The following is a 22,574-nucleotide window of genomic DNA, read 5'->3' on the forward strand; positions in this document are numbered from 1 at the left end:
CAGTGACCCGCCCTGGCATTCAGGGTTTTGCACCAGCGAAACATGACAAGAGCCGCACAAAAGGTTACGACACATTTCTCTGGGGTTAGCTCAATTGAGGCAGGGGAATAGATGACGTTCGAAAGCAGCGGAAGCGGCACTATCGGCTCGGTGGGTCAGATGGATCCGGAAACCCACAAGTTGAAATTCGACCGGGACGGAATTGGCGGCCTCATCGGCCTTCACATCATGAACATCATTTTCATGGTGCTGACCCTCTTCATCTATCGCTTCTGGGCCCTGACACGCGTCCGCCGCGCGATCTGGCCCCGCATGAGCCTGGACGGAACCCCGCTCGAATATACCGGCACCGGACTGGAGATATTCCTCGGCTTCCTGAAAGTCTTCCTGCTGATCCTGCTGCCTTACGGCATTTTTTCGAACTGGGTGCAGTCTCGCATCATCAATCCCGAGCTGGGTCTCAGCCCGCTGTTCGTCGCACTCTCACTCGTAAGCAGCCTAGGGATCTTCTTCCTCTATACCGCCGCCCGTTATCTCGCATATCGCTACAGGGTGAACCGCACCCAATGGCGTGGCATCCGCGGCTCGGTCGGCGGGGCCGCCTATATCTATGCGCTGAAATGGATCGGATATTACTTCCTGGCCGCCATCACGTTTGGCATCATGAAACCCTGGGCAGATGTCAAACTGCTGCAGTACAAGCTCGAAAACACGAAGTTCGGCGGCCGTTCTTTGTCCTTTGAGGCAACCACGACCGGGCTTTGGAAACCTTACCTGCTCATTTTCGCCATTTACCTCGTCATCACCGTTGGAGCAACGATACTTGGGCTTAATATTGCCATGGAAAAAGCGGCGCTCGGCTCCGAACTGCAGCCAGGCGATGAGGCGGCCATGCATTGGGGAATCGTCTCCTTTATCCTAATAGGCATGGTTGCCTGCGCGCTGGCTTACCTGAACTATCTTGTTATCTTCTGGCGGCAGGCCGTGGGCAAGACGTCCTTCGGGACAATCCGGTTCAGCTTCCATCCAACCCGACGACAGATCATCGGTCTCTTTTTCGGCAACTGGCTTATCATCATCCTGACGCTGGGACTGCTTGCCCCCATAGCATGGCTTCGCAAAGGCTCCTTCCTCGCGCGCCATCTGACGATCAACGGCGCCTTGGATACAGATAATCTCGTACAGGCGGAATTCGATACCGACTCAAGGGGCGAAGGACTTCTCGGTGACTTTGACATTGCGTAGATCATGAGTTCGCATTTCTTCGACGGGAGCTCCGCCAAGCGTTACGACATCACCCCGGAAGCGTGGCAGGAGGGCGTCTCCTTCTCTACCGAACGGGGCGATCTTGCCTGGCGCTATGAGGACTTGATCCGGCTCTGGGATTATCGCCCGTCCGACCATTTGGCCTTCACCCACCGCAAGCATCAGGACTCGCGCCTGATCATCGAAGAGCCGGCTCTTGTCGCGGCGATCGGGCGATATGCGCCCGATTTGCTCGACCGCAAGAAGGAAGGGTTCCGTTCCGCCCGCATTGCCGGGATTCTTGCGGTTGGCGTAACCGTGGTGGTCGCGGCGATTTATTTCCTCGTCCCCCCGGTCACGGACACTCTTGCGCGCATCGTGCCCTGGTCCTTCGAAGTGGAAGAGCAATCGAAGCTTGCTACGCTGGAGAAAATCTTCGGCAAGCGCTGCACCGCCGGCCGCCCGAATGAGATCCTCAAAGACCTGACGGACCAACTCCTCTCCGCCTCCGGCTTCCCGCATCCCATTCGGGTTGATGTCCTGGATAACAAGATGAACAACGCCTTCGCCCTGCCGGGCGGGCGAATCATTGTGATGCGCGGCATGATCCGCGAAGCGCACAGCCCAAACGAGCTTTCCGCCGTGCTCGCACACGAAATCGGCCATGTGGTGAACCGGGATCTGACTGAACGCTCAATACGGAACAACGCACTCGGAGCGATTACCGCGCTGGTCTTTGGCGGCAATACCGGCACACTCAGCGATACGCTGTTTCAGACGGGCCTCTCCCTCTCCTTCTCACGCTCGGACGAGGCGGCGGCAGATCGTTATTCCGTGGACCTGCTGAACCAACTCGATCTCGACCCGAGCGGCGGGGCGGCTTTCTTCGAGCGGCTGTCGAAATCGGGCGGGCTTGGCGGGGTCCTGCCCGGCTATCTCAGCACGCATCCCGAAAGCGACGGCCGCGCCGGGTATTTCCGGGAGCACGGAACCGGGACAAAACAGGCACTTTCTCCGGCGGACTGGCTCATCCTGAAACAGATCTGCATCAAGAACGGATAGTCTCACTCATGCATACCGCGCCATCTCGCGCGGGTCATGCATTCCCTCTTTCACGCCCATCCGGATCAGCAATACGTTGACGGGGTATGCGGCGGCCAGACCGGCCGATAACGAGACCACCAGGGAAACCCAGAATATCGGATCGGACATGGTTGCCGAGCCGGCCAGCAAGAGGTCCGTCGTTATGGCGACGATCTCCATGACGGTGATGGACGGCGTCTCCGACGAGAGGGCGTCCAGCATGGCCCGGTTGAAGCCGACGCCTTCCTGCATCAACGGCCCGACGGTCAGGGCAAAGCCCGCGACATAGGCCAGGCAGAATGTCACGCCAGCCACCCACCAGTTGTTGAGCGATAAAAGCCCGACAGTAATGAAGACCCCCGTAATCTCGCCAATACCGCACCCGGAATAGCAATGCGCCACCGAGCGCGCGCCACGCCGCCAGATACTGTCGCGTTCGATCTGCTTGCGCCCGGTTTTCCAGTAAAGGCCGAGCCCCAGCGGCCCCGAATAGAGAACCGTCAATATCCACACGAGCTTCATCAGGCCGGGGATTTCAGGGTTTTCATGTTTCAGGTCACGCAGCAGGACAGTGACGCATGCAAGCGCTATGAGCGCCCAGACACCGACGATCCACCAGTGGTTCAAAATGACTTGCAGGTTTTGCATGCCGTCAAATCCTCCAGCCGAATTGTTGCTGACAGGCTCTGCACGCATTCGAGACCATTCGAATGCGTGGGCAAGCGGCCCCATGCCCCGGCCAGACAGCATCCGGTCCGCGAGGAGAAAACGCATCGGCAGGGAAGTTTGTTCCTGAAAACCGCATGGCGGCCGGGCGTCTAAAGCGGCTCGCCTTCCTGCTCTTCTTCCAGCGCTTCCAGCCGTTCGACAATCCAGGGCATGTGCGGGTTGATTTCGAGCGCGGCGGTGAAAGCCTTGATGGCGCCGTCGGCGCTTTCGATCTGCTCATAGATCAGACCAAGACCGGAGAGCGCACCGAAATGGCGCGGCTCAAGCGACAGCGTGCGCTCGATATCGCGCACAGATCCCGCCAGATCTCCCGTGAGATAGAGCAGTGTCGCGCGTTTGTTCCAGGCTTCGGCGAAGTCGGGATCTATCTCGACAATCTTGCTGAAGATCCGGGTCGCCTCTTCCAGACGTCCGGCATTCATCAGCAACACGCCGCGCTGAAAACGCAGGTCGATTTCCGCATTCGAGCCGTGATGCGACCAGATAGCCCAGATCTCGCGCTCGATATAGCGGGCATCCGTGATCGAGGCCGCCGCCTTCAGCTCCGCGAACAAGGGCTCAAGCCGCGTGTCCGTCTGGTCCGCCGCGACCGGTGCTGAGAGGAGGATGGCGAACAGGGCCGCGAAGATCTGTCTCTGCATAATTCTGAGATAGATCCCGATCCGGCCCCGCCAAGCCCCCCGATCACACGGTCTCGAGCGCTTCCGGTTTCGGCCCACCGGTCGCCCAGTCCAGAAGCTCCACCGTATGCACCACCGGCACGCCACTGCCCGATGCGATCTGCGTGATACAGCCGAGATTACCCGCCGCGATCACTTCCGGCGCGGTCTTTGCGATATTGGCCAGCTTGCGGTCCCGCAGGCGGGTGGCGATCTTCGGTTGCAGCATGTTGTAGGTGCCGGCCGAGCCGCAGCAGAGATGCCCTTCCGGCACGTCCTTCACCGCGAAACCGGCCTTCCTCAACAGCGCTTGCGGCAGGCTCTTGATCTTCTGGCCGTGCTGCATGGAACAGGCGGAATGATAGGTCACCCGCAGCCCGTCCCCGGCGCTGCTCTCCGGCAGATCGAGATCCGTCAGCAGCTCGGTGATGTCCTTCGCCTTGGCAGCGATCCGCGCCGCCTTCTCCGCGTATGCCTTGTCTTCGCGCAACAGGAAGCCGTAATCCTTCACCGTTGTCCCGCAGCCGGACGCATTGATGACGACGGCATCAAGACCGCCTTCCTGCTCCTCAAGCGCCGCCCAGGCATCGATATTCGCGCGGGCCGATTCCATGGCCGCCTCTTCCTTGCCCATGTGATGGGTGAGCGCGCCGCAACAGCCGGCCTCTTTCGGCACCACCACTTCGACATTGTGGCGGGTCAGCAGACGGATAGTCGCATCGTTGATCGACGGCGCCAGCGCCTTCTGCGCGCACCCGGCCAGCATCGCCACCCGGAGCTTGCGCGGCCCCGCCGCATCATGGGTGCCCGGCTTTTCAAGCGGGCTGCGCGCGGGAAGCTGTTTCGGTGCGAGGGACAGCATCGCCTTCACCCGGCCGCCAAGCGCATCGCCAAAGAGACCGGCGAACGGCCGCGCCATTGCCGCCCCGAGCAGGGCGAAGCGGAACCGGTTCGGGTGCGGCAGCAGCCAGGCCAGCAGCCCGCGCAAGGCGCGGTCCATCAGGGGGCGGCTGTAGGTTTCCTCGATATGGGCGCGGGCATGATCGACCAGATGCATGTAGTTCACGCCGGAGGGGCATGTCGTCATGCAGGAGAGGCAGGAGAGACAGCGGTCGACATGCCGGACCACCTCGTCATTGGCCGGTTTACCGTTCTCCAGCATGTCCTTAATCAGGTAGATCCGGCCGCGCGGGCTGTCCAGCTCGTCACCGAGCAGCACGAATGTCGGGCAGGTCGCGGTACAGAAGCCGCAATGCACGCATTTGCGCAGGATGCTTTCGGATTCCCTGACCGCCGGCTCGGCGAGCTGGGCGAGGCTAAAGTTCGTCTGCATGATATCTCGTCCTCTCAGACGCCCGCATACATGCGGCCGGGGTTGAGGATGTGTTTCGGATCGAAACTTTCCTTAAGGCGCAGGCTGAGCGCTGCAATCGCGTCCGGTTGCGGATGAAAAACCGGAACAGCCGCCCGCACTTCCTGCCCCGCACGTACCAGCGTCGCATGTCCACCGGCAACGCCGACAGTCGCGCGCACCACCTCGGCACCAGCATCGTCCGAGACCGGGAGCTGCAACCAGATCAGGCCGCCTGCCCAGTCCGAGAACCAGGCAGCACCATCCATCGCGGACAGCCTCCCCGCGACGTCAGCTCCGGCGGATGGCGGCACGGATATGCGCCAGACCGGGGCGGGCAACGGTGCCACCAGATATTGCACGTCCCGAACCTCACGCCAGAAACTTTGGCTGTTCATCGTGTGCAATTCCTCGACAGCGCCGAACGCGGACAACTCCTCGCGCAGATCGGCACAACGGCGCTCGACGGACGGCCCAAAACCCTCGATCCGCAGCGCCGTGACAGACGCACCGGCGCCCTTGATATAGGACACGCCGGACTTCCCGGTGAGGTCCGCAGGTATATGAGCCGCGGCGGACACTTCATGGGCGCTGTTCATGGCCGCACTCATCGCCTTCACGGCGGTCGGGCCATCAAGGCCAAGCACCAAGACGGTGTAGACCTTCTCCGGCGAGGGCAGGACCTTCACATCGATTTTCGTTACCGCCGCCAGCGTGCCGTATGAGCCGCAGATAATCTTCGGCAGATCATAACCGGTCACGTTCTTCACCACGCGCGCACCGGACTTGAACTGTTCGGCCCGGCCGCTCACCGCCTCGAACCCGAGCAGATGATCCCGGGCGGATCCCGCCTTGATCCGGCGCGGCCCGCCACTGTTGATCATCAACGCACCGGCGAGGCTGCCTTCGCTGGATGCACCACCAAGCAGCCCCGTCATATCCATCGGCTCGAAAGCGAGCATCTGGTTGTTAGCGGCAAGCAGCGCCTCTATCTCGACCATCGGCGTTGAAGGATACGCCGTCAGTACAAGCTCTTCCGGCTCGTAATCGATCACACCGCTGAGGGCGGAAAGATCGAGCGCCGTTTCCGCCTGGAACGGGCGGCCGAGCGCCTTCTTGCTGCCGCGCCCGGACAGCTCCAGCGGCTCGCCATTGGCAACCGCCCATGCGATCGCCTCTTCGACCTGATTGGCGTCGTCCGGTTTGAAAGTGGAGGCCATGCCTACTCCAGAGAACTTAAATAATTGGCCGTAACGGCATCAGAAACGGGGAATATCAGGAAAGGGCAGCTGGCCCGCGCTGACATGCATCCGGCCAAGTTCGGCGCAGCGATGCAGTTGCGGGAAGACCTTGCCCGGGTTCAGCAAGCCATCCGGATCGAAAGCGCATTTGACCCGTTGCTGCTGATTAAGGTCCGTCTCCGTGAACATCGCGCCCATCAGATCGCGCTTCTCGATGCCGACCCCGTGCTCGCCCGTCAACACCCCACCAAGCTCGACACAGGCTGTCAGGATGTCGGCGCCGAAAGCCTCCGCCCGTTCCAGCTCTCCCTCCTTGTTCGCATCGAACAGGATCAGCGGATGCAAATTGCCGTCACCGGCATGAAAGACATTGGCGACCCGCAGATTGTGCTTCTTCGACATCGCGCTCATCCGGGTGAGAATTTCCGGAAGCTGTTTGCGCGGGATGGTGCCGTCCATGCAGATATAATCGGGGGAGATCCGGCCCACCGCCGGGAACGCGGCCTTGCGCCCGGCCCAGAAGGTGTTGCGCTCGTCCTCGCTCTCGCTGATCCGGACCTCGGTCGCGCCGTTCGCTTCCGCGATCTCCCGCACCCGGCCGATCAGGTAATCGACTTCGACCTCCGGCCCGTCCAGCTCCACGATCAGAAGCGCGCCGACATCGCGCGGATAGCCGGCATGGACGAAATCCTCCGCCGCGTTGATCGCCGGATTGTCCATCATCTCCATGCCGCCCGGAATGATCCCGGCGCCGATCACCGCCGCGACGCAGGCGCCCGCCTCTTCCGGGGTCGGGAAGCCGACCAGCACGGCGCGTGCCATCGAGGGCTTGCGCAGAATGCGCACGGTGATTTCCGTTACCACCCCCAGCAGCCCTTCCGAGCCGGTGATCAGGCCGAGGAAATCATACCCGTCCGCTTCCAGATGCTTGCCGCCGAAACGCAGAATTTCACCATCGATGGTGACGAACTCGACGCCGAGCACATTATTGGTGGTCAGGCCGTATTTCAGGCTGTGCACGCCACCGGAATTCTCCGCGATATTGCCGCCGATCGAACAGGCGATCTGGCTGGACGGGTCCGGCGCATAATAGAAGCCGTCATCCTGCACCGCGTGGGTGATACCGAGATTGGTCACGCCCGGCTGGGTCACCACGGCGCGGTTATCGTAATCGATCTCGAGAATCCGGTTGAACTTGCCAAGGCCGAGCAGGACACCATCGGCCAGCGGCAAGGCGCCACCGGACAGACCGGTCCCCGCCCCGCGCGGCACGACCTTCACGCCCTCTTCCTTGCAGTAGCGCAGGATATCCGCCACCTGCTGCGTGGTTTCCGGCAGCACGACGATCATCGGCAACTGCCTGTAGGCGGAGAGACCGTCGGTCTCGTAGACACGCATGGAATCGGTCTCGGTGATCACACCCTCACCGGGAACGATTGCCCTGAGCGCGGCCGCGATTTTCTCGCGGCGGCCGATAATGGCCTGATCCGGCTCCGGCATCTGCATAGCGCTCTCCCATGTTCTTTTCCGGCCACAATAGGACCGTCGGACATTGGGAGCAATCTGACGTCATCATTCCGGATCACAAGATCAGATCCCACGATACGGAACAACTGGTTCGGACATGAAAAAGGCGACGGTCCATACGGACAGCCGCCTTGATCGGATCAGGCCGGAGCGATTAGCCCTGGCGTGCCTTGAAGCGCGGATTCTGTTTATTGATCACGTAAGTCCGGCCCTTGCGGCGAACAACGCGACAATTACGGTCCCGCTTCTTCAGCGTTTTGATCGAATTCGCGATTTTCATGACACGAGTCCAAATAATTCCGTCGGAAAGGCTAGCTGCCTTCGAGAAGCGCGGAACATATGGTGGAGGATGGGGGTTGTCAACGCTTGATGCCTGAAAAAACGCTCAGCCCGGGAACAGCTTCCCGATCAGGCCTTTACGGGCTTCAGGGCAAAATAGCGATGCAGGCGAACCTCTCCTGCTTCGAGCAGCGCCGCAAGCCGCGCCCAGCGCTCCACCTCGCCCATCAAAATCTCAAGCTGTCCCGGCGTGGCCTTGATCCGGCCGTCCTGATAACGGTCGATAAAGCTCTGGAAGGCCCGGGTCATATAGCTGTGATAATCCTTGCTGATATTCTCGGACACCCGGACATCCATTTCCAGCGCCGCCATTTCCGCGTCGTAGCGATCCATGGGCCAGAGGTGAATCGGGAAAGGATCGTTCTTGATCCATTTCTGGACGGCGGCGGACGGCTCCTTGCCCGGCGGCAGCACAAAATCAGTGAGCGACAATTGCCCATACATGCGCAGCGCCCGCTTCAGGGTGCGCAACATACGGGTCTTGTCCTCGGTTCTGAACAGGAACTCCCGAGTCAGAATGCAGTCGAAACTGTTCGCCTTGAGCGTGATCTTTGCCGGATCGTATTCCTGCAGTTTGATTTTTGCGCGGGTCTGCGACATGTCGATATTGCGCTTGGAGATCTCCGCCAGCTCCGGCACGTTCTCAAGCAGGGTGGCATAGCAGCCGAACTGGCTGGTCACCGCGATCGTGCCGCCGGCCATGCCACTGCTCAGATCAAGCAGGTTCATCTGGTTGTCGAGGGCAAACGGCTTTGCCAGGGTCAGGGCATGCTGCGCACCGCCCGGCATGTTGAAGCCCTTGCCCCAGATAGCCTCGATCATTTCGATGGTCTTCGGATGCCAGGGACCGAGGACTTCTTCCTCCTCGGGTTCCTCCTCCTCGATCTCGAAATCGATTTCAAGCTTTGTCTCGTCAACGGAAAGCGTGCGCAGAAAAGCGAACCAGAGGCGCCTTACGCGCTTCACCACTTTGTTCTGTCGCCAGCTAATCGCCAAACTATCCCCCCGCGAACCCGCATGAAAAAATAATAGAATTTATTTTAACCATGACTTTATTAACCGTTTACTGAAATTTACCCGGCCTCTCAATTCTATCTATCTTTAATTTTCCGCAAAATTTATCGATCACCGAGAACGTAAGACTTTGGCGTATCGCCCGATTCTCCATTTTTTTCAAGTAATAGAAGCACAGCATCGCAGAATTTGGGGAATTGACGATCATTGAGTGGAACGGCCTATAGTCAGGCTCCGATTCTGCAAAGCTGGAAAGTGGATATGAGTTCTGGATTCTCCGAAACCTTTCGGGGCGACGTCAAAGCCTGGGAATGCGACGTTGTCGAACATTTCACCGTCGCCTATTACTATGAAAAATTCGAAGCGGCCGGCTGGCGCTTCCTCCGCGACCATGGCGTCGACCCGAGCAAGGCGCGCACGACGGACTGCTACACGCGCTATCACGCCGAACTCCGGAAAGGCGACCTGTTCCATATCGAGACAGGCCTGATCGAAACCGGCTTCCGGCCCGTCATTGCCCACAAGCTGTTCAATTCCGAGAGCGGGAAACTCTGCACCACGATGGAGCAGACCCTGGACGGTGCTGCATTGACCGGCTCCGCCGTCGATTGGGACGGCCCGGCGAAGGAAGAACGGGCGCCCGCAGCGGCCTCAGCGAAATGGGTCCGCGCCGGGATGGACGTGGTCCGGCCAAGCGATCTCGACTGGACAGGCAAACTCGGCCTGGGCGGGCTGATTCACCAGTTCTCCGGCTCCGGCTTCCATGCCCTCGCCACCATCGGCATGAGCCCGTCCTATCTGCGCGAGAACCGACGCGGCTTCTCGACCTTCGAATTCCAGATCGAGATGGATCACTGGCCGGATAGCGGCGACCTCGTGCATATCGACAGCACGGTCGCCCATGTCGGCTCTTCCTCGATTCGGATGGTGCATCGCCTGATGGATACGACGAAGAACATCCGGCTGGCCGAACTCAGCCAGTTCGGCGTGCATCTCGATCTCGACGCCCGCAAACCGACGCGGCTGCCGGAGCCGATTCTCGAGAAGGCTAAAGAGCTGCTCGGCGGTTAACCTCACGCATTCAGAAACGCGGCGTTCGATCAGGGTCGGTCCCGCTGCCGCGAAGGCTTCGGCGAGTGTAGTGCCGAAGCCTTCCGCGCTTTCGGGCCGGGCATAGCCGCAGTGATAGGCCGCCGCGAGCGCGGAGAAATCCGGCACCAGCAGGTCCGTGCCAAGCGGCTGCACACCCGCATTGATCATGTGATCGCGGATTTCGCCATAGCCGCCATTGTTCCAGACCACCACCGGCAAGGGCATGCGCAGCTCCGCCGCGACGATCAGTTCCTCCGCCGTGAACAGCAGCCCGCCATCGCCGGCAATCGCCATGGCCGGCCTCTCCGGCGCGCCGAGCTTCGCGCCGATCGCCGTCGGTACCCCGGTGCCGAGCGTTCCAAAGCCGTTCGGAAAATGCCAGCCATTGGGATGGCCGATCCGGAAGTAGGACGCGCCGGTATAGGCGACCTGCGTCGAATCGAGGGAGATGAAACAATTCTCCGGCAGATATTCGGCCAGCATGTTCAGCATGCGGCACCGGTTCATCGTCCCGGGTGTTTCATGCTCCGCACGGTTCTCAGCCCAGAGCCGCGCCGCGCGTTCTTCGGCACCGGAAGCAGGCGTGCCACCAAGCTGCTCCGTCAGAGCCGCCATGGTCAGAGCGGCATCTCCCAGGATCGCAAGATCGGGCCGAAAACCACGCACAAGCTGCGCCGGATCGATATCGACCCGGATCAATTTGTCGCCGAGCCGGATGCTCCCGGCACTCGTCCAGAAACTGGTCTCCGCCAACTCGGAGCCGACAGCGAGCACGATATCGGCAGCCGCAAGCGCCCGCTGGGTCGGCTCAAGCTCAAGCGTCGCCCCGGCGCTGAGGGGGTGGGTTTCCGGGATCGCTCCCTTGGCGGCCGTGGTTGTCACGACCATGGCGCCAAGCCGCTCCGCCAGTGCCAACGCTTCGGCTCCGGCCCATTTCGCCCCGCCGCCGAGCAGCAGTACCGGCTGTTCCGCGCTGGAGAGAAGTTCCGCCGCTTTGGTTACCGCACGAGCATCAGGACCGGGCTTTGGCGTCCGCGGCCATGCGGCGCCATCAACATTGGCCATCTGGTCAAACAGATCACGCGGCACCTCCAGCCCGACCGGACGGGGGCGCCCACTGTCAAACCGGGCAAAGGTCTGCGCAAACACTTCCGGCAGATTTTCCGGAGCCCGCAGTTGGTGATTGAAGGCGGTGACGGTCCGCGCCGCGTCATTCTGGTTCGGCATTTCATGCAGGAAGCCCTGCCCCATGCCGAGCTCGTTACTCTTGTTCGCGGCAGCGACGACCAGCATCGGCACAGAATCCGAATAGGCCTGACCGATCCCGGTTGCGGCATTGAGCAATCCCGGCCCGGTAATGACCGAACAGGCAGCGGGGCGACCGGTTGCAAGGCCGTATCCGTAAGCCATCAGCGCCGCGCCCTGCTCATGCCGGGGCGTCACATGACGCAGACCGCTCGAGACCAGCGCCCGGTAGAAAGCCACGGTATGCACACCCGGAATTCCGAAGATCGTGTCGATCCCGTAGCTTTCCATCAGCCCGACAATCGCGTCAGCGCAGCTTTTCTCGGCCATTCCGCCCCCGTTACTTTCTGAAATTGACGCCGGCCCGGGCCGGTACCGTGCACCGCTTGGCACTTCACGGGACCCTAACGCCCGGTCTATCGTCGGCAAAACAACAAATTCTTACCCATTGATAAGCTCGCCTGGAGGGAGACCAGCCATGACCACGGACATTCAGCAAGCCCGCATCGATCTCGCCTGTTCACTGCGCTGGTCCGCCCGCATGGGCCTCAATGAAGGCGTCGACAATCACTTCTCGCTGGCCCTGCCCGACGATGACGGCGTGATGCGCGGCAACCGGTTCCTGATCAATCCGTTCGGCTGGCACTGGTCTGAAGTCACCGCCTCCTCGATGGTGCTCTGCGACGGTGACGGCACTGTCCTTGAAGGGTCGGAGACGGTCGAGGACACGGCCTTCTTCATTCACAGCCAGATGCACAAACACGTGCCGAGCGCGGTCTGCATCATGCATACGCATATGCCCTATGCCACCGCCCTCACCCTGCTGGAAGGCGGCCGGCTGGAGATGTGTGAACAGAATGCGCTGATGTTCGACGGGCGCATCGCCTATGACGACGAATATGAAGGACTGGCGCTGGACGAGGATGAAGGCGCGCGGATGGCGAGCAAGATGGGTAATAACGCGATCCTGTTCCTCGCCTGCCATGGTGTCATCACCACCGGCGCCACGGTGCAGGATACTTTCAACGACCTTTACTATCTGGAACGGGCCGCCAAGGTGCAGGTGCTGGCGAAATCCACCGGCCAGAAAATGCGCACGATTTCAGAGCGGGTCCGCTCCCACACCCGCCAGCAGGCCTCCACCGAAAACGCCCGGGTCGCGGACCGGCATTTCAAGGCGCTGCGCCGGATGCTGGAGAAGGAAGAGCCCGATTTCCTGAACTAACGCGCCAATATCCGCATGCCGGGACCATGATGAATATACCTTTATGGAGAATAACCCGGCATGCAAAATAATCTTTAATTGCAATTGGATTGCTGGCACGATCCCCAGAATCGGGAGCAAAGGCGCTCTACGATGCAGGACCGGGATCGATGGACAGGCACGGGAAAATCGATAGCGGCGCCGGGCGTAATAGCTATGCGCCAATTGGCCAAGAAATGGCCCCGTCTCTCGCCAGGATGATCGCGAGCGCGAACCTGCGCACCTTTTACGATGATCCTGAAAATCTTTCCGAAATCCTCGATCTGATCAGCCAGGTTATCTCGGCAAAATCGATTGAGCTGCTGTCGATCGATGTTTTCGATACGGCCCTGCTCCGCGCGACAACGCCGGAACTGGACCGTTTCCGGACACATTCGAAGCGCTTCCAGCAAGTCATATCCGGCTCTGACGCCAGCGCGAATATCGACCCGGAAGACATACTGCTCGCCCGGCTCATCGCCGCACGCGCCGCCTACGGAATGCAGCGGGATTCCCTAGCTGACGGCGACCCATCACTCAGCGCCATCGCCAACGCCGTTTGCACGCTCCTCAACCGGCCGGATCTGGCCGCGCTCTATATCCAGACCGAGCTGGAATGCGAGATCGAGAACCTTTCCCTCAATCCGCTTGTTGCAGCGATTGAAGAGCGGTTTCCGTCACTGCCAATCGTCTTCCTGTCGGATATGTATCTGGACAGCAGTCAGATCGGACGCATCTTTTCCGCCCTGAAGGCGGGCGAGAGGCGTCCTCGGATTTTCTCCTCGGCGGATGGTCACGGCAGTAAAGCGGCAGGCGCATTGTTCGGCCATGTTGCCCGGACCATGCGTGCCGCCCCGGGCCGCGCGCTGCATATCGGCGACAATCTGGAAGATGATTATCGCAGCGCGAAGCGCTCTGGCTGGAACGCTCTCTATCTGCCGCTTCCCGGCGAAGAGCTGGACGCACGCCGGGATTGCTTCGCCGAAACCCTCGCGCGGATCCCCGTTCTGGAGAGCGGCTTCAGGCAGGAATGCAGGTTCACGCCATGACACGGCAAAAAACCGAACCAAGAACCCTCGGGGAGATCGGCCGGGATCTGCTTGGCCCGCTCCTCAATCTCTATTTGCTGAAGCTGCACGCACATCTCATGCAAACGGACCCGCGTCGTGACCGCATCCTGTTCACCCTCCGCGCCGGCCTCCGAATTCAGGCTCTCTACGGCATCTGGCTGAAGCAGCGGGGCTTGCCCTTTCCCGCCAATGCCGCGCTCTTTCGCGCCTCCCGCCTGATGGCCGTCAAGGCGGCTTACGGCCCCACTCCGGATCTCGCCTTGACAGCTCTCGGCAGGGAGATGGAGGGGGAATCCTTGGAGAGCATTGTTCGCGCGTTGGTAAGGTCACAGCCTCCTTCCGGGAAGAACGGAGCCCTGCCGCCAATCCCGCAACAGCCCCTTCACGAATTCCTGCGCACGGACTTGCCCATCGCAAAAAGCGTGCGCCAGCACCTGCAGCATCAATCCCGTCTCTTTGCGGAGTATCTCGATGCTCTCGCCGGCGGTGCGGACCGGCTTATCCTGATCGATACAGGATGGCGCGGGACACAGCAGCTCTTGCTGGAACAGGCCTTTCCCGAGCGGGACTGGACCGGCCTCTATTTCGGCTGCACGGCGCGGACCGAGATTCTTGGATACCGGCCACGGAAAATGTCCGGCCTGATGTTCAACAGCCCGCATTACGATCCGGACGATCCCGTTACCGCCATCATCCTGCACCGTCATCTGATCGAGAGCCTGCTGGAGCCCGCACTCCCTTCCGTTGAGCATATCGGCCAGGACGATATCGAGGCGGCACAGCAGCCAGCCCCGCTGGATCACACCGCGCATGGCGCACACAGTCTGCCCGATCCGGCCTTTGAGGGCGTTGTCGCCCATATCAACGCGCATGCGGCGAACAGCCCCGGGAAAATTGCAGCCTCCTGCGCAATGGCCCTGACACAGCTCCCGGACATGATTACCGCACCGACAAGGGATGACCTGCACCTGCTGACCCTGAAGCCGCGCTCACTGGATCTTGGACGCGCCGGTTCCGTCTCCGTCATCCTGCCCGCGAAAGATCGTTTTCCCGGCGACACACCGCAACAGCGGATCGACGATGCACTCTGGCAACCGGGACAAGCCGCCATCGAATTCGACGGGGAGCGGCGGCAACGGGCGCAGCGCATCTTGCGGGCGCAAGCAACGCGCCCGGCAAAACAGGATGAGCCCGGCGTCGCAATCATTACCCGCACCAAGGATCGCCCCCTGCTGCTTGAAAGGGCCGCCCGCAGCGTGGCCGGGCAGAGCTATCGGAATCTGTACTGGGTTATCGTCAATGATGGCGGCGACCCGGAGCCGGTGCGGGAAATCATCGAAAAATCCCTCGTCGATCCGACCCGCATCATCTTCCGTTCACATCCGGAAAGCACGGGCATGGAAGCCGCCTCCAACGCCGGCATTCGCGCGTCCGCGTCCGATCTGATCGTCATTCACGACGACGACGATAGCTGGGAGCCGGATTACCTCGAACAATCTGTCGCTTTTCTGAACCGGCATGGGCCGTTGTATGACGGTGTCGTCTGCCACAGCACCCATGTTGAGGAGGTCCTCTCCGAAGGCAGGGTGCTTGAATGCGGCCGCCGCCCCTTCAACAACTGGCTCCAGAATGTACAAATCGCCGAAATGGCGGCCGGTAATGTGTTTCCGCCGATATCCTTCCTGTTCCGGCGCTCTTTATGGGAACGCCTTGGCGGGTTTGACGAAAGCCTCCCGGTGCTCGGGGACTGGGACTTCAATCTGCGCTTCCTGATGGATGCCGATATCGGTGTCCTGCCGCTACCCCTGGCGAACTATCACCACCGCTCAAACGAAGGCCAGGAGAGCGGCGGCAGTTACGCGAATTCCGACAGCGGCAGCGAAAACCCGCATGTCGCCTTCAGTGCCATCTTGAGAAACCGCTATCTGCGGCGGGCGGCGCATGAACCGCAATTCGCCACACTCGCGGGTCTGATGGGCCAGGCCTATGGGTTGGGGGACCTGAGATCCCGTCTTGAGACAGCTCCCGCCGGAATGTCCCGTTCCATGCCCGAAGACTCCGAACTGGACAGGCTGAAAGCCCGCTGTGCGGCACAGGAGAAGGAGCTCGACCGGCGCTGGGTCCTGCTGCAAATGACCGTCACCGAGATCATCCGCACCCGCGGCCTTGCCGTCGAGGCGGGCGACCTGATCCCTCAGCTTTCCGGCCTGGCCGATCACTACATCCGGTCAACCGTGATACAGCCGCCACCGGATTTCGACGAATTTGCATACCGGGCGGAGAATCCCGACATCGCCCGGGCCATTGCCGAGGGCCGTTTCAAGACTGCCTTTGACCACTTCACCAAGTTCGGCCGGCAGCAGGGGCGGCCACGGCCGCATGCGGAGCCGGTCAGCCAGCAACGGACGCCGGCCCGATGACAGAACCGCTTCCAGCCGCCAGCGCCTATATCCGCACCCTTCAGACGGAAGCCGAGGCCGCCGAGGCCAAGGCGCAACGGGTCCGGCAGACCATCGAGCGCTGCTGGTCCATGGCGCCGGACACGCTGCCGCCACCGGCCATGATGAATATTGTCGGAAGCCCGGACGAGGCTCATTTCCGCGCCACGATGTGCGATCTGTTCGGTGAACTGGTACAGCGCGGCACTGTCGAGCGGACGGACACAATCCTCGATCTTGGCTGCGGTTGCGGGCGCCTGGCGATTCCGTTCGCCAGCCACCTGGATGACGGTGCCTATTACGGTATCGACGTCTGGCGGGAAGGACTCGACTGGTGCCGGAATAATGTCTCCTCCACCACAGGCAGCATCCACTTCATTCAGAGAGAGGCGGTCAATAATTACTATTTCGAGCCGCGCACCCCTGGCGCCGCCAACCGCTATCATCTCTCCGAGCTGCACCATGAAGAGGTCGATTTCGCCTTTGCCATATCCCTTTTCACCCATCTCCAGAAGCAGGACTGCATCGCCTATTTCGCGGAACTATCACGGGTACTGAAGAGAGGCGGGTGCGCGTATCTGACCTGTTTCATCATTGATGAATTCTTTTTCGATTTCGTCCGCCGCACCGGCCAGCACCGGTCTGTCTCGCAGGAAGAGCAGGGCAGTTACTACGCTTATCAGGGTCAGGATTTCTTCGCCGGCTACACCCGCGCGACCTGGACCCGGATGCTGGAAGACAGCGGCCTCCGGATTGTCGGTTACGACCCCGGGAAATGGGCGGAAAAACCGGGAGCCCTGCATTATCAGGACACATTCATGGTCGTACCGCAGGGCTATCGGAAAGACTGAATGCGCCGGGACAAGCTGCAGGCGAGCGGGAGAAAGATCAGATGGCATCCCTGGTAGGAGGCATGTTCGATCCGGCGGAAAACCGGAACATAGACGCGGAGCAGAGCACCCTCATTCGCGACTTTCTGGATTCGCTCGGCTTATCGGAATCCTCCGTCGAGACCGTGACGGTTCAAGCATCCGACAGCTCATCCGGTGGCGATAGCCCCGCACCATTTGTCCTGTCCGACGAGACGACCCTGGCAACCGCCCTGGCCCCAGACGGCAAACAGATCTCACTGTCCCTCAACCCCGACTCCGAGACGGGAAAGACCCTGATCATTCAGGGGTCGGGAGATGCCCTGATCACAGGCAGCGGCGGCGGCGACAATATTCAGGCAGGCAGTGGCTCGGACACCGTCGATGCGGGTCTCGGCGACGACCTTGTGCAGGGCGGCATCGGCTCCGACAGCCTGATTGGAGGGATCGGGAACGACATTATCTACGGTAACACGGGAAGCGACACGCTTGCCGCGGACGCAGGCGCCAACAGCCTCTTCGGCGGACAGGGGGAAGACCATATATCCGGCGGTGCCGATGGCGATTTTCTCATGGGCAACCGGGACGCGGATATCGTCCATGGCAACGCGGGCTGGGATATCGTCTACGGAAATCAGCAGAACGACACGATCTTCGGCGGTGCCGGCAACGACACTCTGTATGGTGGCCAGAACGAGGACATGCTGGATGGCGGGAGCGGTGACGACGCCTTGCATGGCAATCTCGGCGGCGATCAATTCATCTTCCGGAGCAACAGCGGCGTCGATGTCATCCATGACTTTGTCGCCGGGACCGACACGATCGTCGTCTCAACGGGGATCAATGGTCTGCAGGTTACCGAACCGGGCGATCTCAGCACCCGCATCTCCAGCGATGCGCTTGGCAATGCGGTGATCGATTTCGGCGGAGGCAATGTCGTCACCATCGACGGTCTGAATGCCCAGGACCTGCTCAGCGACATCGGTTCCTACATCAGTATCGGCTGACCAAGAAGCAGCCCACGGCTAAAGAACAAACATGTTCTTAAAAGAAAAAATTACCGCAGAGCCAGTAATTGCGCGAAATTCGGCTAAGAATGCAAACTTATTGGTCGCATTGAGATGAATCAAAAAATGATGCCGAAGCAAAATGATGCGGACCATTCTTGCTCTCTGCAACTTCGATCAATCCTGACGAAATGCATCCCTGGACTGATGCTTTGCATTGTTTTGAGTTTCGTCATTTCACTCACAATGTTCATTCCTCCCCTATACATGCTGAAATTGTTCTCCGGCGTGACGGAAAGCGGCAGCGTTGCGACGATTGCCGGCCTGTCGCTCCTCGCGGGCGGGGCGATCCTGCTCTATGCCATCCTCGATTATTTGCGCAGCCTGACCTACCACCGCCTTTCCGGCTGGCTCGCGGAGCGGCTGGGCGAGGTTGTCATTGCGCCAATCTCGGCACTTTCTCTCAGTGGCGGAGAAAGACCGGCGGAACTGCTCAAGGATATCGGACTGCTGCGTGATTTCGTTTCAGGCGGCTCGCTCACCGCCGGCCTTGAGATGATCTGGGCGCCGATGTTCTTCGCCGCGCTCTTCCTGCTGCATCCCTATTTCGGATGGCTTGGTCTCGGCGCCGGGACGGTCCTGCTGCTGCTCGCTGTGGCGAACGACCTCCTGACCAGAACGCCAGCCCGGCAAAGCAGTGAACGCGCGGAAGTCGCCTACCGGGAAATCGGCGAGACCCTGCGCTGTGGCGAAGTCATCGATGCCATGGGAATGCTGGCCGGTATTGCCCGGCGATGGCGCGCCCATAACGCGGCAATGATCACGGCCAACATGCGCGGGGCGCAGCGCCAGGCCATGGTTCTAAGCGCGGCGAAGGGTATCCGCCTTGCCGTACAGTTGGCCGTGTTTGGTGGCGGCACCCTGCTGGTGCTGGACCAGGCGGCGGATTTCGGCACGCTGCTCGCCAGCTCCATCATCCTTGTGCGTGCCCTCGCACCGCTGGAGCAATTGCTTGACCGCTGGCGGCACTGGAACGCGGCGGCGGCGGCGGCCCGGCGTATTGCGGCCATCCTTGCCGAGCCCGCACGCCTGCAGCGCTCTTCCATGCCCCAGCCCCGCCCATCCACCAGACTGAGGCTCGAGCGTGTCTCTTTCGTGCCCTCCGGCGCGCCGCGCCCGACCGTGAAAGGCGTCAGTTTCGATGTCGGCAGCGGCGAGTTCATCTGTATCGCGGGAGCGGCGGCATCCGGGAAAACCACCCTTCTGCAACTGATGACCGGCCTGTGGAAGCCGACCGTCGGCTTCGTCACACTGGACGGACACGATACCCATAGCTGGAACCGGGAGGATTTTGGCAGCCATATCGGCTATCTGCCGCAATCGGTTCAGCTCATTGGCGGCACAGTCCGCACGGTCATCTCCCGGATGTCGAACTGCGACCCGTATGCCACGGTCAAGGCAGCAAAACTTGCGGGAATTCATGATCTGATCGGGCAACTGCCAAACGGTTATGACAGCCCCATGGATGGCAATGGCGCGCGACTGACCGGTGGTCAGCGGCAGCAGGTCGGCATTGCCCGCGCCCTTTACGGCGATCCCGCACTGATCCTTCTGGATGAGCCCGACAGCAATCTGGACAAAACCGCGCTGAACACCCTGATTACCACGCTCAAATGGCTGAAAGAGCGGGGCCGGATGATTGTTGTCGCCAGTCATCGCCAGGAAATGCTGCGCAGCGCGGACCGGGTAATCCTGCTCGATCAGGGCGCCGTTATAAAAATCGCCGTGCCCGCCCCAGCCCCGTCAGCCACCCTTCCCCCTCACCTGCCTGAGCCAGCCGCATGATGAGTGCCCTCGCCAATTATCGAACCGAGGGCATCCCGCCCTCCCCCCACATCGGCCCGATAGCCCTGTCAGCGCTCGCCGTGATCATATTTTTTATTATCGGGGTTGTGCTCTGGAGCTGGCTCGTGCCGCTCAATGCCGCCGTACTCGCAGAGGGCCGCGTCCTGGTGCAATCCTATAAGAAAACGGTTCAGAGCCGGGATGGCGGGCGGATCATACGGCTTCTGGTGTCGGAAGGAGACAGTGTCACCGCCGGGCAACCGCTGCTGCGTTTCGACCCGACGGAAGCCTGGGCCGAGCATGACATGATCCGCAATCGCTTCATCCAGGCCCTCGGACGGGAGGCACGCCTGTCCGCCGCCCTGCGCGGTGCGAGCCAGCCGGACTGGCCGCCGGCCCTGACCCGGGATGCCACGGATCCAACGGCCACCCGCGTGATGGAAATCGAGCAGACCCTTTTCGAGGCCGCACGCCGGGAACAGCATGGCAAGGAGCTGGTTCTGGCCCGCCGGATCGCGGAAATAGAGGAGGAAGTCCGGTCCCTGGAAGGGCAGCTCCGTTCCGTGGACAGGCAGTTGCCGATGCTGGAAGAGGAAACAGCGGATGTTGCAACATTGTTGAACAAGGGGCTGGAGCGCAAGCCACGGCTGCTCGCCCTCAAGCGCGCCCGCGAAACCCTTCTGGGAAAACGGGATACGCTCCGGAGCAACATCGCCCAGGCCGAGGAAAACCTGGCGGCGGCCAGGCTCAACCTGCTGGCCTTCAAGAACCAGAGCCAGACGGAACGCGCGGAAGCCCTGACCCAAACCTCAAACGAAATCGCGGCACTGCGCCAGCAACTGAAAAGCGCCCGCGACCGGCTGCGCAACACGGAGATACGCGCGCCCGCCTCGGGGGAGGTTGTCGACCTCGCCTTCCATACCATCGGCGGCGTCGCCCAGCCCGGAGAAGAGATCCTGAGCATCATCCCCCGGCAGGACGAGCTGGTGGTCGATGCCCGCATCCGCGCGGCGGATATCGATGCGGTTTATCGCGGCCAACTGGCCGAAGTCCGCATCAGAGCCTATCGCTGGAAAGACCGGCCACCGCTGCATGCCCGCGTCGTTCGGATCTCGGCGGATCTGCTGGAGGATGCGGTAACCGGCCGGCCTTACTACGAAGCAAGGCTGCGGTTCGACGCCGGCAGCGGCCAAAAGGGAACGATATCCGCTCTCAAGGTAGGAATGGCGGCGGATATCGCTCTTCTGACGGAAACACGAACCGCCGCCGATTATCTGCTTGGCCCTCTCTATCAGCTCATGTTCCGGGGGTTCCGGGAACAGTGAACCTCCGGATCAGGCGTTGCCGGTCAGATATTCCATCGCGGCCTGGGCGCCGCCCTTGTTGTGCGGCACACCGGCAACGGCAAAACCCATCTCGACACCGGAGAGCGTGCCCATCAGCATCAGGTCGTTGAAGTAACCGAGATGGCCGATACGGAACACTTTGCCGGCAACCTTGCCGAGGCCTGAACCGAGCGACATGTCGAACTTGTCGAGCACGGTCGCCCGGTAGGTATCCGCATTGTGACCGTCGGGCATGACGACGGCGGTCAGAACCGGGCTGTATTCGTCGGCGGACTGGCAGAGCACTTCAAGGCCCCAGGTCCGGACAGCGCGGCGGGTCGCCTCGGCGAAGCGCTCGTGCCGGGAGAAGACATTGTCCAAGCCCTCTTCCATCATCATGTCGCAGGCCTCGTTCAGGCCGTAGAGCAGGTTGGTTGCCGGGGTATAGGGGAACCAGCCGTCCTTATTCATGCCGATCTGGCTCTTCCAGTCCCAGTAGGACCGGTTGATGCGGGCATTCTCGCTCGCCTTCAATGCCTTCGGGCCGACCGCGTTGAAGCCGAGACCCGGCGGCAGCATCAGGCCCTTTTGCGAGCCGCTGACGGTGACATCCACGCCCCATTCGTCGTGCTTATACTCGGCCGAGCCCAGGCCGGAAATGCTGTCCACCATGAACAGAGCCGGGTGGTTCGCCGCGTCGATAGCCTTGCGGACTTTCTGGATCTTCGAGGTGACGCCGGTCGAGGTCTCGTTATGGACGACACAGACAGCCTTGATCTCGTGCCCCTTGTCTTCCAGCAGCCGTGCCTCGATGGCTGCGGCATCGACACCATGGCGCCAGTCGCCGGGGATCACCTCCGGCTGCAGCCCGAGACGCGTGGCGAGTTCGGCCCAGAGCGAGGAGAACTGGCCGGTCTCGAACATCAGCACCTTGTCGCCAACATTCATGGTGTTGACCAGGGCGGCCTCCCAGGCACCGGTGCCCGACGATGGCAGGATCACGACCGGGCATTCCGTCTGGAAGATCGGCTTCACCTTCGCCAGCACCTCGTTTGCGAGGGTCTGGAATTCCGGGCCGCGATGGTCGATCGTCGGCTGACCGATGGCGCGCAGGATCCGGTCAGGGACGTGGCTTGGCCCGGGGATCTGCAGGAAATGGGGTCCGGACTTGTAGGTCATTGGTCTTCTCCTAAGTGCAGGATCACGCCAGCGCGCGGTCCAGAATGGTTGCGACATGCACCGCCTCGCGGGC

Annotated in this window: 18 protein-coding genes; 9 read left to right on the forward strand and 9 right to left on the reverse strand. The window is 61.2% G+C overall.

Going from position 1 to position 22,574, the window contains the following annotated elements; all coding sequences use genetic code 11:
- Nucleotides 1-111 precede the first annotated feature (111 nt).
- Complete coding sequence (locus AAC126_RS06925) at nt 112-1,245, forward strand: DUF898 family protein (RefSeq protein ID WP_339851435.1); 1,134 nt, start codon at nt 112-114, stop codon at nt 1,243-1,245.
- A gap of 3 nt (nt 1,246-1,248) precedes the next feature.
- On the forward strand, nt 1,249-2,307 hold the full coding sequence (locus AAC126_RS06930; RefSeq protein WP_339851437.1) for a M48 family metallopeptidase: 1,059 nt from the start codon (nt 1,249-1,251) through the stop codon (nt 2,305-2,307).
- A gap of 6 nt (nt 2,308-2,313) precedes the next feature.
- Here the strand turns inward: AAC126_RS06930 and AAC126_RS06935 are convergent, their stop codons facing one another.
- The 8 genes from AAC126_RS06935 to AAC126_RS06970 all read right to left on the reverse strand — a co-directional run bounded on the left by AAC126_RS06935 (nt 2,314) and on the right by AAC126_RS06970 (nt 11,855).
- A complete protein-coding gene (locus tag AAC126_RS06935) occupies nt 2,314-3,102 on the reverse strand; it encodes a DUF4396 domain-containing protein (protein ID WP_339851439.1) in 789 nt (262 codons plus the stop codon).
- Nucleotides 3,103-3,146: 44 nt separating this feature from the next.
- A complete protein-coding gene (locus AAC126_RS06940; protein ID WP_339851442.1) occupies nt 3,147-3,698 on the reverse strand; it encodes a tetratricopeptide repeat protein in 552 nt (183 codons plus the stop codon).
- Between the two features lie 43 nt (nt 3,699-3,741).
- Nucleotides 3,742-5,049 (reverse strand): glycolate oxidase subunit GlcF, encoded by a 1,308-nt coding sequence (glcF, locus tag AAC126_RS06945; RefSeq protein WP_339851445.1) that lies wholly within the window; start codon nt 5,047-5,049, stop codon nt 3,742-3,744.
- A gap of 14 nt (nt 5,050-5,063) precedes the next feature.
- Nucleotides 5,064-6,287, reverse strand: coding sequence for an FAD-binding protein (locus AAC126_RS06950; protein WP_339851448.1), 1,224 nt, complete (start codon nt 6,285-6,287; stop codon nt 5,064-5,066).
- Nucleotides 6,288-6,326: 39 nt separating this feature from the next.
- Complete coding sequence (locus tag AAC126_RS06955) at nt 6,327-7,814, reverse strand: FAD-linked oxidase C-terminal domain-containing protein (protein WP_339851450.1); 1,488 nt, start codon at nt 7,812-7,814, stop codon at nt 6,327-6,329.
- Nucleotides 7,815-7,989: 175 nt separating this feature from the next.
- Entirely contained in the window at nt 7,990-8,115 is a 126-nt protein-coding gene (ykgO, locus tag AAC126_RS06960; RefSeq protein ID WP_193172723.1) for a type B 50S ribosomal protein L36, read from the reverse strand.
- 128 nt (nt 8,116-8,243) lie between these two features.
- On the reverse strand, nt 8,244-9,140 hold the full coding sequence (locus AAC126_RS06965; protein ID WP_339851451.1) for a methyltransferase domain-containing protein: 897 nt from the start codon (nt 9,138-9,140) through the stop codon (nt 8,244-8,246).
- A 699-nt stretch (nt 9,141-9,839) separates the two neighbouring features.
- Nucleotides 9,840-11,855, reverse strand: coding sequence for a 5-guanidino-2-oxopentanoate decarboxylase (locus AAC126_RS06970; RefSeq protein WP_339851454.1), 2,016 nt, complete (start codon nt 11,853-11,855; stop codon nt 9,840-9,842).
- 148 nt (nt 11,856-12,003) lie between these two features.
- On the opposite strand from AAC126_RS06970, the gene AAC126_RS06975 reads away from it, so the two are divergent.
- The 7 genes from AAC126_RS06975 to AAC126_RS07005 all read left to right on the forward strand — a co-directional run bounded on the left by AAC126_RS06975 (nt 12,004) and on the right by AAC126_RS07005 (nt 21,322).
- On the forward strand, nt 12,004-12,750 hold the full coding sequence (locus AAC126_RS06975; protein WP_339851456.1) for an aldolase: 747 nt from the start codon (nt 12,004-12,006) through the stop codon (nt 12,748-12,750).
- Between the two features lie 149 nt (nt 12,751-12,899).
- Nucleotides 12,900-13,817 carry a hypothetical protein gene (locus tag AAC126_RS06980; RefSeq protein ID WP_339851458.1) on the forward strand — a complete coding sequence of 306 codons (918 nt, stop codon included), beginning with the start codon at nt 12,900-12,902 and terminating at the stop codon, nt 13,815-13,817.
- Complete coding sequence (locus tag AAC126_RS06985; RefSeq protein WP_339851461.1) at nt 13,814-16,258, forward strand: glycosyltransferase; 2,445 nt, start codon at nt 13,814-13,816, stop codon at nt 16,256-16,258. Before AAC126_RS06980 ends, AAC126_RS06985 begins: the two co-directional genes overlap by 4 nt.
- Nucleotides 16,255-17,127, forward strand: a complete 873-nt coding sequence (locus AAC126_RS06990; RefSeq protein ID WP_339851464.1) for a methyltransferase domain-containing protein — start codon at nt 16,255-16,257, stop codon at nt 17,125-17,127. Before AAC126_RS06985 ends, AAC126_RS06990 begins: the two co-directional genes overlap by 4 nt.
- A 41-nt stretch (nt 17,128-17,168) precedes the next feature.
- Nucleotides 17,169-18,152, forward strand: a complete 984-nt coding sequence (locus AAC126_RS06995; protein ID WP_339851467.1) for a calcium-binding protein — start codon at nt 17,169-17,171, stop codon at nt 18,150-18,152.
- Between the two features lie 207 nt (nt 18,153-18,359).
- Nucleotides 18,360-19,997 (forward strand): ATP-binding cassette domain-containing protein, encoded by a 1,638-nt coding sequence (locus tag AAC126_RS07000; RefSeq protein WP_339851470.1) that lies wholly within the window; start codon nt 18,360-18,362, stop codon nt 19,995-19,997.
- Nucleotides 19,994-21,322 carry an HlyD family type I secretion periplasmic adaptor subunit gene (locus AAC126_RS07005; protein WP_339851472.1) on the forward strand — a complete coding sequence of 443 codons (1,329 nt, stop codon included), beginning with the start codon at nt 19,994-19,996 and terminating at the stop codon, nt 21,320-21,322. Before AAC126_RS07000 ends, AAC126_RS07005 begins: the two co-directional genes overlap by 4 nt.
- A 9-nt stretch (nt 21,323-21,331) precedes the next feature.
- On the opposite strand, the gene AAC126_RS07010 is transcribed toward AAC126_RS07005, so the two are convergent.
- Nucleotides 21,332-22,501, reverse strand: a complete 1,170-nt coding sequence (locus tag AAC126_RS07010) for an aminotransferase class V-fold PLP-dependent enzyme (RefSeq protein WP_339851474.1) — start codon at nt 22,499-22,501, stop codon at nt 21,332-21,334.
- Nucleotides 22,502-22,574: the final 73 nt, after the last annotated feature.

The sequence above is a fragment of the uncultured Nisaea sp. genome (assembly GCF_963974195.1).
Classification (GTDB): Bacteria; Pseudomonadota; Alphaproteobacteria; order Thalassobaculales; family Thalassobaculaceae; genus Nisaea.

What these genes read in the sequence shown, in the direction of transcription:
- AAC126_RS06925 (WP_339851435.1), top strand. Translation starts at nt 112, where the DNA reads ATGACGTTCGAAAGCAGCGGAAGCGGCACTATCGGCTCGGTGGGTCAG.
- AAC126_RS06930 (WP_339851437.1), top strand. Translation starts at nt 1,249, where the DNA reads ATGAGTTCGCATTTCTTCGACGGGAGCTCCGCCAAGCGTTACGACATC.
- AAC126_RS06935 (WP_339851439.1), bottom strand. Translation starts at nt 3,102, where the DNA reads ATGCGTTTTCTCCTCGCGGACCGGATGCTGTCTGGCCGGGGCATGGGG.
- AAC126_RS06940 (WP_339851442.1), bottom strand. Translation starts at nt 3,698, where the DNA reads ATGCAGAGACAGATCTTCGCGGCCCTGTTCGCCATCCTCCTCTCAGCA.
- glcF (WP_339851445.1), bottom strand. Translation starts at nt 5,049, where the DNA reads ATGCAGACGAACTTTAGCCTCGCCCAGCTCGCCGAGCCGGCGGTCAGG.
- AAC126_RS06950 (WP_339851448.1), bottom strand. Translation starts at nt 6,287, where the DNA reads ATGGCCTCCACTTTCAAACCGGACGACGCCAATCAGGTCGAAGAGGCG.
- AAC126_RS06955 (WP_339851450.1), bottom strand. Translation starts at nt 7,814, where the DNA reads ATGCAGATGCCGGAGCCGGATCAGGCCATTATCGGCCGCCGCGAGAAA.
- ykgO (WP_193172723.1), bottom strand. Translation starts at nt 8,115, where the DNA reads ATGAAAATCGCGAATTCGATCAAAACGCTGAAGAAGCGGGACCGTAAT.
- AAC126_RS06970 (WP_339851454.1), bottom strand. Translation starts at nt 11,855, where the DNA reads ATGGCCGAGAAAAGCTGCGCTGACGCGATTGTCGGGCTGATGGAAAGC.
- AAC126_RS06975 (WP_339851456.1), top strand. Translation starts at nt 12,004, where the DNA reads ATGACCACGGACATTCAGCAAGCCCGCATCGATCTCGCCTGTTCACTG.
- AAC126_RS06980 (WP_339851458.1), top strand. Translation starts at nt 12,900, where the DNA reads ATGGACAGGCACGGGAAAATCGATAGCGGCGCCGGGCGTAATAGCTAT.
- AAC126_RS06985 (WP_339851461.1), top strand. Translation starts at nt 13,814, where the DNA reads ATGACACGGCAAAAAACCGAACCAAGAACCCTCGGGGAGATCGGCCGG.
- AAC126_RS06990 (WP_339851464.1), top strand. Translation starts at nt 16,255, where the DNA reads ATGACAGAACCGCTTCCAGCCGCCAGCGCCTATATCCGCACCCTTCAG.
- AAC126_RS06995 (WP_339851467.1), top strand. Translation starts at nt 17,169, where the DNA reads ATGGCATCCCTGGTAGGAGGCATGTTCGATCCGGCGGAAAACCGGAAC.
- AAC126_RS07000 (WP_339851470.1), top strand. Translation starts at nt 18,360, where the DNA reads ATGCTTTGCATTGTTTTGAGTTTCGTCATTTCACTCACAATGTTCATT.
- AAC126_RS07005 (WP_339851472.1), top strand. Translation starts at nt 19,994, where the DNA reads ATGATGAGTGCCCTCGCCAATTATCGAACCGAGGGCATCCCGCCCTCC.
- AAC126_RS07010 (WP_339851474.1), bottom strand. Translation starts at nt 22,501, where the DNA reads ATGACCTACAAGTCCGGACCCCATTTCCTGCAGATCCCCGGGCCAAGC.